Below are 13,977 nucleotides of genomic sequence, written 5' to 3'. Positions count from 1 at the left end.
CTCAGTCACTATACATAACATAACCTAAAATATTTGACTCTTACAAAGAAAAATTATATCCCCTTACAAATTTAACTTGATACAACAATAGGAATTGATAACAATTTACATCTATAATGACATTGTATAGTACATCAGACAAAAGAAACATACTATTCTCATTTGGTGATAGTCCTACTATCTTAGGCAATCAAGATGAGAAAGTATTTATAGATAAACGAGAAGTTTCTTTTCGATGGTTATCTATAACATTTTTCGCTGGAATCACCTCTGGTATTATTATAGGAGGATCACTTTTAACTTCCTTAGATGGAAATCAGAAAATAGCAATACCATCAAGGTTATCCGTTCAATCATTAGACACTAATTCCAACAATTTAAACGCTATACTATCCTCTATGCAAAGAGAGCGTTTGTCGCATTATAAAAAATCAAAATACCCTGAAAAAACAATAATTGATGTGCCGACTCTTATCAAAAGCTTTGACAAAGATATTATCAAAAAAATTCCATTTGTTTATGCTAAAATGAATTTCTCTATACCATATCCAAATGTGAAAGATTATCCGAAATTTGATCCATTAAAAATTTTTTCTGAAGGAAAAACTGAATCCTCATCACAAATGTTAATGGATACAATGAACAACGTTGAAACGTTATACGGAACAGAATCTAAACTTGAAGTCACTATTAAAAAAACTAACTTCCCTATAGATATTGATCATCTTAAATCAGATCATAACGCAAAAGAAGATGAGATAAAAAACGCAATCATAAATCAAACTACAATCTTAAATAATGAAAAAAATAAATTATTTACTCTTTATTATTCTGGTTCAGATCAATCCTCACGTAAAGAACATGAAAATTCTATTTCTCATAGTACAAAAATAAAAATAATTGAAGAAAATAGAACAATAACAACACCTAAAATATTATTAGATAAAACTCCAGAATTTGCTGATGATTTAATTCCAATACAACATAATACAACAATTTTTGATGCGATGATTCATGCTGGATATTCTAATAGTGATAGCTCTAAAATAGCCAAAGCTTTAAACAATAAAGTACACATTGATCGACTAACAAAAGATAATATTCTACGAATTGGAATCATACAAAAAAACGATAAATTTATAATTATAAGATTCAGTATATATCATAAAAAAGAACATCTATTAACGATTGCTCTTAATGATAATAATGAATATGTTCTAGGAGTAGAACCAACTAAAATAGATATGAGTAATCAGATAAGTGAAATACAAAATTCTAACGAATTACCAAGTATTTATGACGGTATATGGCGTGCTACTTCTTTTAATGGAATGAATAAAAATTTAGTGCAATTAGTACTTAGAATTTTAGCAAGTAGCGTTAATTTACAAGCACATTTAAAACCTACTGACTTTCTTGAAACTTTTTTCTCCGCTAATCCTATTAATAACCAAATTAGTAATGAATCCGAATTATTATATATACATGCTCGTTTCGGCGAAAATAGAACCCGTTTTTATCGCTACCAAGATCCCGTTGATGGATCAGTAGAATATTTTAACGAACAAGGAAAAAGTTCTAGACCATTTTTATTGCGTAATCCCGTACCATCTGGGCGCATGACCTCTGGATTTGGGATACGTCACCATCCTATATTAGGCTATTCACGCATGCATACAGGAATAGATTGGGCAGCACCAAGAGGAACACCTATCATAGCTGTAAGCGATGGTATTGTAGAAAAAGTTGGTTGGGCAGGTGGTTACGGGAAACAAACAATTATCCGCCATCGCAACAAATATGTTTCTTCTTACAATCACCAAGACGCTATTGCCAAAAACATCCATGCTGGGACAGTAGTTAAGCAAGGACAAATAATTGGCTGGATTGGGACAACAGGATTATCAACAGGCCCACACTTGCATTACGAATTAATTGTAAATGGAATAAAGGTAGATTCTATGAAAATTAGAATTCCCGAAGGGAAAACTCTAGAAGGAAATGCATTACAACGTTTTATTATGGAAACAAAAAGGATTAATAGCATACTTAAAAATAAATAAATTCAAGATAAAATCTAATAAATATATTTTTTATTTGCATAATTAAATATAAAAAAATTATAAAAATAGTAAATTTAAAATATATAATAAAATATCAAAATAAAAAAAATAACAACTTACCAACAAAATAAGCTTAAATGACATAGTACACAAAATATGTATAAATCATAAAAATTTTTATTAAAAACAAAAAAATAATTAATTATTATCACTAATAATTATATTAAATAGTTTATATTATAATTAACGATATATTATCCTTAATAAGAAAAAAATTTGAAAATAGAAAATATTTATAATTATAATCTTATTAATAATCTAAATAACTCGAAAATCAGGATTATTTTTTTCTGAAATAAAAACTTCAACTGAATCACCATCGGATATTGTTTGAGAAAGAATCATCTCGGCCAATGGATTTTGAATATATCTTTGTATCACACGCTTCAATGGACGAGCACCATAAGCAGGATCATAACCTTTGCGAGACAACCAATCAATTACTTGATCACTAAAAATCATAGAAATATTTCTCTCTTTGATAAGAGATAAAATTATATCAAGTTGAATACGAACAATTTTAACCATATCATGTTCACATAACTTCTGAAATAATATTATCTCATCCAAACGATTCAAAAATTCAGGTTTGAATGAAGAACGAACAACTCCCATTACCTTATCATATACTGAATCACAACTTTCCAATAGATATTCAGCCCCTAAATTAGAAGTCATAATAATTAAAGTATTGCGAAAATCAACTGTACGACCTTGACTATCTGTCAACCTACCATCATCCAAAACTTGCAATAAAATATTATGAACATCTGAATGTGCCTTTTCTATTTCATCAAACAATATAACTTGATAAGGATGTCTACGTACAGATTCAGTCAAAGCTCCTCCTTCTTCATACCCAACATAACCAGGGGGAGCTCCTATAAGACGCGAAACAGAATGCTTTTCCATATACTCAGACATATCTATGCGAATCATAGAATTTTCATTATCAAACAAAAAACGAGCTAAAGACTTAACTAACTCAGTTTTACCAACACCAGTCGGACCTAAAAACATAAAAGAACCCATTGGACGTTGCGGATCTTTTAAACCAGCTCGAAAACGACGCAATGCATTAGAAACAGATTTAACTGCATCACATTGTCCAATAACAGATTTAGAAAGATCTTCTTCTATCCGTAAAAACTTTTCCCTATCACTTTCCAACATTTTATCAATAGGAATACCAGTCCAACGTGATACAATACTGGCGATATTATCAGATGTCACAACTTCTTGAAGTACACCCTCTTCTAGATTATCATCTTTTTCAGCTTCATCTAATTCTTTTTCTGTTTTTGGAATCAAACCATATGCAAGTTCTCCAGCGCGTTCAAATTGTCCATTGCGCTGTGATATAGATAATTCATTACGCATAGATTCTAAACGCCTTTTGAGCTCAGCTGCATGAAAAAGTTTTCTTTTACCTTCTTGCCAGCGTAGTGTTAAAGCGCATGACTTTTCTTCTAAAGAAGATAATTCATTTTCTAAAACAATTAGACGTTCTTTAGAAAAATTATCTTTTTCCTTCTTTAAAGCTTCTTTCTCTATTTTAAGACAAATAATCCGACGATCAAGTTCATCTAAAGCTTCAGGTTTTGTATCTATTTGCATACGTACACGAGAAGAAGCTTCATCCATCAAATCAATGGCTTTATCTGGAAGAAATCGATCCGTAATATAACGATTAGAAAGGACAGCAGCACTGACTAATGCTGAATCTGATATACGAACTTTATGATGCTGTTCATATCTTTCTTTTAAACCCCGTAGAATAGATACTGTATCAGCTACTGTAGGCTCACTAACTAGGAGAGATTGAAATCTACGAGCCAAAGCAGGATCATTTTCTATGTATTTGCGGTATTCATCCAGTGTAGTTGCACCAATACAATGTAACTCTCCTCTAGCTAGATAAGGCTTAAGCAAATTAGACGCGTCCATTGCTCCATCAGTTTTTCCCGCACCTACCAATATATGCAATTCATCAATGAATAAAATTATTTCTCCATTTTCTGACTGTATTTCACTAAGAAGATATTTTAATCGCTCTTCAAATTCACCTCTAAATTTTGCACCTGCAATTAACGAACCCATATCAAGAGCCATTAATCTTTTACCTTTCAAAGATTCAGGAACATCACCGTTAATGATACGTGATGCTAAACCCTCAATAATAGCAGTTTTACCAACACCAGGATCACCTATCAACACTGGATTATTTTTAATACGACGAGACAAAATCTGAATCGCACGACGCATCTCCTCATCACGACCAATGACTGGATCAAGCTTTCCAGTGCGTGCCTCATGTGTCAAATCTCGACAATATTTTTTTAAAGCATTAAATCCTTGTTCAGAATTAACAGAATCAGCTACACGTCCCTTACGAATTTTTTTGATAGATTCTTCAAGACTTGAAATTTGAAGACCACATTTTTTTAGTAATTCCCCAACAGATCCATTTTCTATTGCCATCGCCAAAAGAAATTTTTCTACTGTAACAAAAGAATCTCCTGATTTATTCGCTATCTCTTTTGCCTTAGAAATAATAGCGGCTAAAGACCTAGATAGATAAACCTGATCTCCATCTCCTGTAACTTTAGGGATTTTATAAAGAGCTTTTTGATTATAGCTCTTAAGTTTATCAATATCTCCTCCAGAACACTGAATAAGTGAATAAACAATTCCCTTTTCATCTTCAAGGAAAATATGTAAAACATGTTCTGGCAATAAACTTTGATGACCTTGAGCCAAAGCATAAGTCTGAGAAGACTGCAGAACATTACGCATCAAGTCTGAATATTTATCAAGATCCATAAAACCACCTATTTATTGATTCATTAAACAGTGAGGATACTATATCACAAAGAACAATCTTTATCTATATTATTTATAGTTCCAGAATTGACAGCATTAGATTTTTGTAGAGCAATATTGTCTATTTCTTCTGCAGATTTATTACTTTTATTATTATGGGAACCACGTGGACGCGTAGATCTTTTACGATGCACTTTCTTACTAGACATATCTTTTTCATTTAATACATCGGGTGTTTTAAATACCGAATCTTCAACTTTAAGACGATCATTTCCATTAAAGGCAATCTTTTTTGAATCTTCAACTACTGGACTAGCCTCAAATCCACTTGGTATAGGTGCATTTTGTATATGAGACTTTTGCTCTTTAGCTAAAATATTTGCCTGTTCATCACGCTGTAATTTTTCTTGTATTTGCGCTTGAGCCATAGAAACAATACGATTGTAGTGTTCCGCATGTTGCAAATGATTCTCTGCTACCACATAATCACCAGCACTCATTGCATCTCGTGCAAGAGATGAATATCTCTCCGCTATGTGCTGAGCTGTACCACGGATCTTAACATCGTATCCATTACTATCATAGTTTCGTACCAATGGATTAAGATTTTTGCGACCGAAATTTCCATTTCCACCGTTAGATCCTCTTCCACGATTACGCTTATATTGTTGCACTACCCTCATATACTATCCATTCAATTTGTGAATACTTGCTGCTCCCTATTTTTTAATAGAAAAACTTAATTCATTAACCCATCCATTTATAATACTTTCATTTTATAATATTAAAAAAGTTTTCTTTTAAAAAACCAAATATATCAACGATAAAATAACAAGACCCTATCATTTCCACCATAATCTCTAAAAGCATTGACTAAAGATAATCCATGACTTTTAAAAATACGTATCACGTCTATTTTTTGATTATAACCAATTTCCACACTACAAAATCCATCCTTAACTAAATGACGAGACATACCATCTGCTATAGTACGATAATGAGATAATCCATCTTTTCCACCGTCAAGAGAGATTCTAGGATCAAATTCCCTTACTTCAACATCTAGAGAATCCACAATAGAAGAATCTATATAAGGAGGATTAGAAACTATCACATCAAATAAACCCTTAACAGAAGAAAACCAATCACTTTGAAGTGCACGAAACCTCTTTGAAAGGCCATTTATGAAAGCATTTTTCTTTGCAACTTCAAGTGATTCATACGAAATATCAACTCCAACACCTTCAATAAAAGGATATTCTTTCAACAAAGCAAGGCAAATTGCTCCAGTACCAGTTCCGAGATCAAGAACACGCATCGAATCCTTCTTTTTTATTCTAGGAAGGAACGATACTATAGAATCAACAACTAATTCTGTTTCAGGTCGAGGTTCAAAAGTATCCGATGAAAGAGTTAACCTTAGGTTATAAAAATCTCGCCATCCAACAATTCTATGTATTGATTCATGCTTAAGAGAGCGAATAATTGCTTTTATAAGGAAAAATCTCTGTTGATTCTCAATAATACTATCCGGATAGACCATAACCTGATACGAAGATAGTCCAGTAACTCTACATAAAAAAGAACAAGGATCTCTTAATGACTGTAGACCTGACTTCTTAAAACAACACTTTATCAAAGAAAGAAAACCCGAAACAGTACTTGGTATCTCTTGAATTAACAATGAATTATTCACTAGCAGAACCCATTAATTTTGTTTGATGTGCGGTAAGCAAGGCATTTATAATATCATCAATATAACCTTGTAAAACATATTCTAACTTGTATAACGTTAGGTTTATTCTATGATCTGTAATGCGACCTTGTGGAAAATTATATGTACGAATACGTTCAGAACGATCCCCTGATCCTATTTGTGATTTACGATTTGCAGATCTCTCATTTTCCAGACGTTTTCTTTCAACACTATACAAACGTGCCCTTAAAACCTTCATTGCTCTCAATCTATTCTGATGCTGTGACTTTTCAGAAGAGGTTACCATTATTCCAGTAGGAATATGTGTAATTCTTACAGCTGAATCTGTAGTATTAACGTGTTGCCCTCCTGAACCAGATGCACGCATAGTATCAATACGAATGTCTTCTGGAGCAATATCCACATCAATTTCTTCTGCTTCTGGCAATACCGCAACAGTTGCTGCGGAAGTATGAATACGACCATTTGTCTCAGTTACAGGAATGCGTTGTACACGATGTACACCAGATTCGAATTTCATACGAGAAAAAACTCCACGACCTGATATTGTTGCTATTATTTCTTTATAACCACCATCATTATTATCACTCGAAGACAATACCTCTACTTTCCATTTGTGAAACGCAGAATAACGCTCATACATACGAAAAAGATCACCAACAAATAAAGCTGCTTCAGACCCTCCTGTTCCAGCACGAATCTCTAGAATACAGCTTTTTTCATCATCCATATCTTTTGGAAAAAGAAAAAAACTTATTTCATGTTCTAGATCTTTAACTTCCTTTTCTATTTTTAAAATCTCAATTTGAGCAAGATCTTTAATTTCTGAATCGCTATTTTCATCATTAATGATCGTATATAAATCCTGTTCTTCAAGTTTTTTTTGATCATAAACATTAATCTTAGATATTACAGGACTGATCGCAGCATACTCTTCAGTCAACTTAATATAAGCATCTACAGAAGGAGACTCAGACATACGAGCTTCAATTTCAGAAAAACGATTCTTCAAATCGCATATTTGCTTGTGAGAAAGAAAAACCAAATCCCAAAACTCTCAGAAAACCAACAACAATGGATACTTCACTAAAACAAGGAAACTCTTTTTCAACATGTAATTAAACAGAGAACCGATTTTAATTTATCCCTGAATTTAAAATATATTTAGGTAAATAGGAATTTATCAATACCGAATAATAGATTATTTCAAACATTATAAGCCCTTAAAAACAAGAACTAACATCCACTTACAACTCTAATTCCAAGAATGGGTAACATAAAGAACTTCAAAAAAACACTAAGGAAAACAATTCTCCGATTAGTTGAAAAATTATAATTAATACTCAGAAAACACTACAATATCCAACGTACAAACTTCAATTATGTCTAATACTCACCTAACGTAATAGGGATCAGTGCGATTGTACACATCGAAAACAACTTTGCAAACCATAAATAAAAAAAAAGATAATTTCTCAGAAAATACAAATTTACACCAAAAAAAATAATTTATCTATAAAATATCTTATTTACGACTATACCTTCCTAGTCCAAAACTCTCAACATTCACACAAACAAAAAACGGAACAATTTTGCACTAAAGACCAAAGAACACCAATTCTTGAGATACCCAAAAGGAAAACAAATGATCTGCAAAAAACGATAAACAACAAATATTTACATAATACTAAAAGATCACAATAAAAAGCACGCAACAAGAATTTCGAACAATTGAGATAATAATCTTTTTCCCTAAATCGTCAAGGCACAACCATAAATAATACATTTTTGTCAACAAAAATTAAAATCACGAACAAAAAATAATTTATAACTACTACTGTCCCAAACCATAACAAGAATGTAAAGACCTTACAGCTAATTCAGCATAAGCACTATCAATTAAAACAGATATCTTTATTTCAGATGTTGTAATCGCTTTAATATTAATACCTTTTTCGTAAAAGCATGAAAAAAATGCAGATGCTACTCCCGTATGACTTTGCATACCAATACCAATGGCGGAAATTTTAACTAGTTTATCTTCATGCTGCATAACATCATAACCAATTTTATCTTTATTTTCAATTAAAATTGCAAGAGTTTTTTCTAAATTAGATGAAGGAGTCGTAAACGTCATATCTGCATACTTACCATCTTCAGAAATATTTTGAATAATCATATCAATATTAATATTAGCTTTTGCAAGAGGAGCAAAAATAGATGCGGATACTCCTGGATGATCTCGCAAACGTCTAAGTGAAACTTGGGCTTCATCTTTCGTATAAGCAATACCAGTAATGACTTCTTTTTCCATAATATTTTCCTCGCTACAAATAAATGTCCCTGATTGCTCATGTTTATTTGGACTTTCAAAACTCGAACGAACAAATAAACAAACTTTGTGAAGCATTGCCAATTCTACCGAACGAACTTGCATTACTTTAGCTCCAAGAGATGACATCTCTAACATTTCTTCGAAAGAAATTTTCTTCATCAAACGAGCTTTCGGCTCAATACGTGGATCAGTAGTATAAATTCCATCAACATCGGTATAAATATCGCAACGATCTGCCTTAATAGCAGCAGCTATCGCTACTGCAGATGTATCTGACCCACCCCTACCAAGAGTTGTTATGAAATTAGCAGAACTTACTCCTTGAAAACCAGTAATAACTAATACTTTTTTTTCATCAAGATAAGGAATAATTTTGTTTTCATCTATACTGCATATACGAGCCATCCCATGAAGATTATCTGTCACGATGGGAATCTGCCATCCTTGCAAAGAAATTGCCTTAATTCCCAGTGAATGCAAAGCAAGTACCATAAGACCAGAAGAAACCTGTTCTCCTGTAGAAATGACAACATCTCTTTCACGAGCATTATTAATAGAAGTGATAAGTCGACATAACTCTGCAAGTCTATCTGTTTCTCCACTCATAGCAGAAACAACAATCGCAACCTCGTTACCATTGTCAACTTCACGTTTAACATGCAAGGCTGCATTACGAATACAATTAACATCGGCCACAGAAGTGCCACCAAATTTCATAACAATACGTGCCATAACCCTAATAGCAGCCTTCCTAAATACAAACACTTAACAAATTATATCATTTCGTCAAAGAAAATCTTACTTGCAAATATTACAAATATATATCAATCATAATTATATAATTTTGTCAGGAGGTTCAAATGAAAAAAAAATATCCGAACTATACCACCAAAAACCAAGATGAAATAAATCAATTTTCAAACATAGCATCAGAGTGGTGGAGACCCACTGGGAAGTTTAAACCTCTTCATGAAATAAATCCAGTAAGACTTAAATATATTCAAAAAAAAATCATGCAACACTTTCAATGCGATAATCATGATATTAATCCTTTCAAAGGCTTACGCATATTAGATCTGGGATGTGGCGGAGGATTACTTTCAGAACCAATAGCACAAATGGGAGCATCTGTAACAGGGATTGATCCTTCTCCAAAGAATATTGAAATAGCAAAAAGCCATGCGAAAATGAACGACCTAAATATAGACTATCGTATAGGTTGTGCAGAGGAAATAGCAGAAAATGATGAAAAATTTGATGTTATTTTAAACATGGAAGTCATAGAACATGTTGATAATATAGATTATTTTGTCAAAATCTGCTGTTCGCTTCTTTTAAATAATGGAATAATGTTTATTTCTACAATTAATCGTAACTTTAAAGCAATGCTATTCGCCATCATAGGAGCCGAATACTTATTAAAGTGGCTACCAAAAGGAACTCACCAATACCAAAAATTTGTAAAACCTACCGAAATAGAATCCCTATTAGCAAAGAATAATGTAAAAATGATAGATAGTACTGGCGTAGTTTATAATTTATTTTGTAATAAATGGCAACTTTCTGAAAAAAACATGGATGTCAATTATATGATTTTGGCACACCTTCCCTAAACCATAATAATAATTTATAAATTGACAATCGTACCGTCTTTAATAGTAATTTGCCTATCCATTTGCGAAGCAAGATTATGATTATGCGTTGCAATAAGTGCTGACAAACCAAAACGAACGACTAAATCTTTTAAAACGCTAAAAACATTTTGTGATGTTTTTATATCCAAATTACCTGTAGGTTCATCGGCTAGAATAATCAAAGGATTATTAGCAATGGCACGGCAAATTGCTACTCTTTGTTGCTCACCTCCAGAAATATTAGAAGATCGACAATCAGCATATTGCTTCATCCCCATATAATCCAAAAGATCCAGAGCATGTTGAAGTGCTATATTATGATTTATCCCAGCAATAATTTGAGGGAAAACTATATTTTCTATAACAGAAAAATCCGTCAACAAGCGATGCGCTTGGTAAACAAAGCCAATTTTAGAACAACGCAAAAATGATTTTTTTTTATCAGATAGTTTATTACATAATTGATTATCAATAATTATATCACCTTGATCTGGAACTTCTAATAAACCAGCAATATGTAAAATAGTAGATTTACCCGTTCCAGATGGAGAAACAAGAGCGACGAGTTCACCCTTTTTCAAACTTAGATTAACATTTTCAAGTACTGAAAAATGTTTGCCAGTCTTATGATAGCTATGTTTTATATTACGTAGTAATAAAACTTCTGTATTATTCATTATATTTTCTTACTCATAGCGTAAAACTTTAACAGGATCTATACGAGAAGCTTTCCAACTAGGGAAAATTGTAGCTAAAAGAGACAAAACAATTGACATAATCATTATCCAAGAAATCTCAGTCCAAGAAATTTTAGCGGGTAATTCAGTCAATAAATATGCGTCTATATCAAATACTACCACACCAAATGTATGCAAAAAAAACTGTCTTATAGATTCAACATTGCAAGAAATCAAAACACCTAGAATCGTACCTACGAATGTACCAGCAACACCAATAAAAGATCCTATCATAAAGAATATGCTTATAATAGAAGAAATACGTGCCCCAATAGTACGCAAAATTGCTATATCCCTGTTTCTCTCTTGTACCAACATGATTAAACTAGATATAATGTTAAGGGAAGCAACTAGAACTATCAATGCAAGTATAACAAACATGGCATTACTCTCAACTTCCATAGCAGAAAAAAATACTTTATAACGTTGATGCCAATCAATAACCTCAATGCTATTTCCAAAAATATCTACAATACTATCACGTGTTTTCTCGACTTTATCAGGATCCTTTACAAATACTTCTATACCTGATACAGATTTTTCAGAATTAAAATATGATTGTGCTTCCTGAAGCGATATATAAATCATTCCATTATCATACTCAGGAAAACGCATATTAAATATTGCAATAACAGTATAAGAATTAGACCTAATTCCCTTACCCAAAGGCATAACATTAACATCTGGCGAAAGAAGATATACTTTATCTCCTATTGATATACCTAAATTACGAGCAAGATCCTGCCCTATAACTACTCCTTTTCCCTTATCAAAATCATTTGATATTTTACCAGAAAAACCAGAGAAAGAATTTTTTATTTTAGAAAAATCATCTCTAGAAATCCCACGGACAGAGATGCCAGATCCAATAGATCTGCCATAATTTAAACTATAAATAAATGCTTGACCATTAACAAAAGGCACAACCCCTTTCACATCCGGAATAGAACTCAACTTATTGGAAAGATATTGGTAATTAATAAGAGGATAATATCTCTGTTGCACAATAATATGTCCATTTATTCCTAGAATACGTTTGATAATATCAGCACGAAATCCATTCATTACAGACATAACAATAATTAAAGCCATTACTCCTATCATGATTCCGAAAAAAGATATAAAAGAAGCAATAGAAATAAAAGCATTTTTACGGCTTGAAAACAAATATCTCCAAGCTACTATAACTTCGAATCTGGGGAAAATACTCATGCTATATTCACATTAAAACAACATATAAATTACTAACTACAAAAATAAATGGAAGCATAATTAATAAATTCTTCCAATGACATATCTTCTCTTATTCCTGTCAATCTATGTTTAACCTCAACTCTTGAATTAGAAATAAATTTAGAACCAACAATTACTTGCAAAGGAAAACCCAATAAGTCAGATATTGAAAACTTGGATCCAGCATAATCATCTACATCATCAAAGAATACATCTAATCCCGCTTTAGATAGTCTTGTGTGAATCTTTTCACATGCATCACGACATAATTGATTGTCAACTTTTAGATTAATAAGATAAATTTGGAATGGAGAAACTGAATCTGGCCATATAATACCATTTTCATCATGAGAAGATTCAATAATAGCTGCAACAACACGCATAGGGCCAATTCCATATGATCCCATCTGAACATAATGATTCTTACCATCTGCACCCTTAAATGTTGCCGACATTGGAATAGAATATTTAGTACCAAAATGAAAAATATGACCTACTTCAATACCTCTTCCCGCAATTCTATTGTTTTCTGGTAAGGAATTAAATAACTTTTCATCATGCACATCAGAAGTAACAGAATAGGAAGAAGTCCATTCTTTAACAATATTTTTTAAAGAGACAATATCATCGAAATCTATATTTTCTGAAGGAATCGAGGAATCAATAAGATCCTTACAATAAAAAACTTGTGTTTCACCTTTATCTGCAAGGACAATAAATTCATGGCTCAAATTTCCACCAATTGGACCAGATTCAGCGCGTACTGGTATAAATTTCAATCCCAAACGATGAAAAATTCTAAGATAAGAAATAAACATTTTATTATAAGAATGCTCTGAATCTTCAGGAGTTAAATCAAAAGAATACGCATCTTTCATAAGAAATTCACGAGAACGCATTACTCCAAAACGTGGCCTTAATTCATCTCGAAATTTCATTTGAATTTGATAAAGAGTAAATGGAAGATCCCTATAAGATCTTATATGAGAACGGAAAATATCAGTCATAGATTCTTCATGAGTTGGTCCGTAAAGTAATGCCTTATCATTTCTATCAACAATCCGAAGCATTTCTTTCCCATAAGAATCATAACGACCACTCTCAATCCATAAATCGGCCGATTGCATAGTTGGAATGCTCATCTCAATCGCACCTGTGCGATTTTGTTCTTCACGAATAATAGTATTTACCTTGTCAAGAGCTTTTTGTCCCAAAGGAAGCCAAGAATAAATCCCCTTTGAATGTTGATGAATCATTCCTGTTCTCAACATCAATTTATGTGAAAATATTTCTGCATCTTTAGGATTTTCTTGCATAATTTGCAAGAAATACTTTGATCTCTTCACACAAGATCCTTTCTATATTCATTCAACAA

General features: G+C 32.2%; 10 protein-coding genes. 2 read left to right on the top strand and 8 right to left on the bottom strand.

The genetic code is table 11. The features are described from left to right. Positions 1-116: 116 nt before the first annotated feature. The gene (locus GY664_RS03805; protein WP_333948142.1) at positions 117-2,063 is read left to right on the top strand and encodes a M23 family metallopeptidase; all 1,947 of its coding nucleotides are present in this window, start codon (positions 117-119) and stop codon (positions 2,061-2,063) included. A gap of 318 nt (positions 2,064-2,381) precedes the next feature. Here the strand turns inward: GY664_RS03805 and clpB are convergent, their stop codons facing one another. The 5 genes from clpB to GY664_RS03780 all read right to left on the bottom strand — a co-directional run bounded on the left by clpB (position 2,382) and on the right by GY664_RS03780 (position 9,730). Next, positions 2,382-4,946, bottom strand: a complete 2,565-nt coding sequence (clpB, locus tag GY664_RS03800) for an ATP-dependent chaperone ClpB (RefSeq protein WP_333948141.1) — start codon at positions 4,944-4,946, stop codon at positions 2,382-2,384. A 44-nt stretch (positions 4,947-4,990) separates the two neighbouring features. Then, positions 4,991-5,629 carry a DUF4167 domain-containing protein gene (locus GY664_RS03795; protein ID WP_333948140.1) on the bottom strand — a complete coding sequence of 213 codons (639 nt, stop codon included), beginning with the start codon at positions 5,627-5,629 and terminating at the stop codon, positions 4,991-4,993. A gap of 134 nt (positions 5,630-5,763) precedes the next feature. Beyond that, positions 5,764-6,642 (bottom strand): peptide chain release factor N(5)-glutamine methyltransferase, encoded by an 879-nt coding sequence (prmC, locus tag GY664_RS03790; RefSeq protein WP_333948139.1) that lies wholly within the window; start codon positions 6,640-6,642, stop codon positions 5,764-5,766. Next, a complete protein-coding gene (prfA, locus tag GY664_RS03785; protein WP_333948138.1) occupies positions 6,635-7,708 on the bottom strand; it encodes a peptide chain release factor 1 in 1,074 nt (357 codons plus the stop codon). The genes prmC and prfA overlap by 8 nt, the downstream gene beginning before the upstream one ends. 789 nt (positions 7,709-8,497) lie before the next feature. Continuing rightward, entirely contained in the window at positions 8,498-9,730 is a 1,233-nt protein-coding gene (locus GY664_RS03780; protein ID WP_333948137.1) for an aspartate kinase, read from the bottom strand. A gap of 128 nt (positions 9,731-9,858) precedes the next feature. Here GY664_RS03780 and ubiG point away from each other — a divergent pair, with 128 nt between their 5' ends. Then, entirely contained in the window at positions 9,859-10,611 is a 753-nt protein-coding gene (ubiG, locus tag GY664_RS03775) for a bifunctional 2-polyprenyl-6-hydroxyphenol methylase/3-demethylubiquinol 3-O-methyltransferase UbiG (protein WP_333948136.1), read from the top strand. A gap of 14 nt (positions 10,612-10,625) precedes the next feature. Here ubiG and GY664_RS03770 read toward each other — a convergent pair whose 3' ends face one another. The 3 genes from GY664_RS03770 to proS are packed head-to-tail and all read right to left on the bottom strand — an operon-like array spanning position 10,626 to position 13,948. Continuing rightward, on the bottom strand, positions 10,626-11,309 hold the full coding sequence (locus GY664_RS03770; protein WP_333948135.1) for an ABC transporter ATP-binding protein: 684 nt from the start codon (positions 11,307-11,309) through the stop codon (positions 10,626-10,628). A gap of 9 nt (positions 11,310-11,318) precedes the next feature. Then, positions 11,319-12,581 (bottom strand): lipoprotein-releasing ABC transporter permease subunit, encoded by a 1,263-nt coding sequence (locus tag GY664_RS03765; protein WP_333948134.1) that lies wholly within the window; start codon positions 12,579-12,581, stop codon positions 11,319-11,321. 32 nt (positions 12,582-12,613) lie between these two features. Then, positions 12,614-13,948: a proline--tRNA ligase gene (proS, locus tag GY664_RS03760; protein ID WP_333948133.1), complete on the bottom strand. Its 1,335-nt coding sequence runs from the start codon at positions 13,946-13,948 to the stop codon at positions 12,614-12,616. Positions 13,949-13,977 lie beyond the last annotated feature (29 nt).

This window comes from Candidatus Liberibacter brunswickensis (genome assembly GCF_036858155.1).
In the GTDB taxonomy this organism is placed as follows: domain Bacteria; phylum Pseudomonadota; class Alphaproteobacteria; order Rhizobiales; family Rhizobiaceae; genus Liberibacter; species Liberibacter brunswickensis.
Note: the sequence above shows the minus strand (reverse complement) of the source record. Positions and strands in the feature narration are given on the sequence as shown.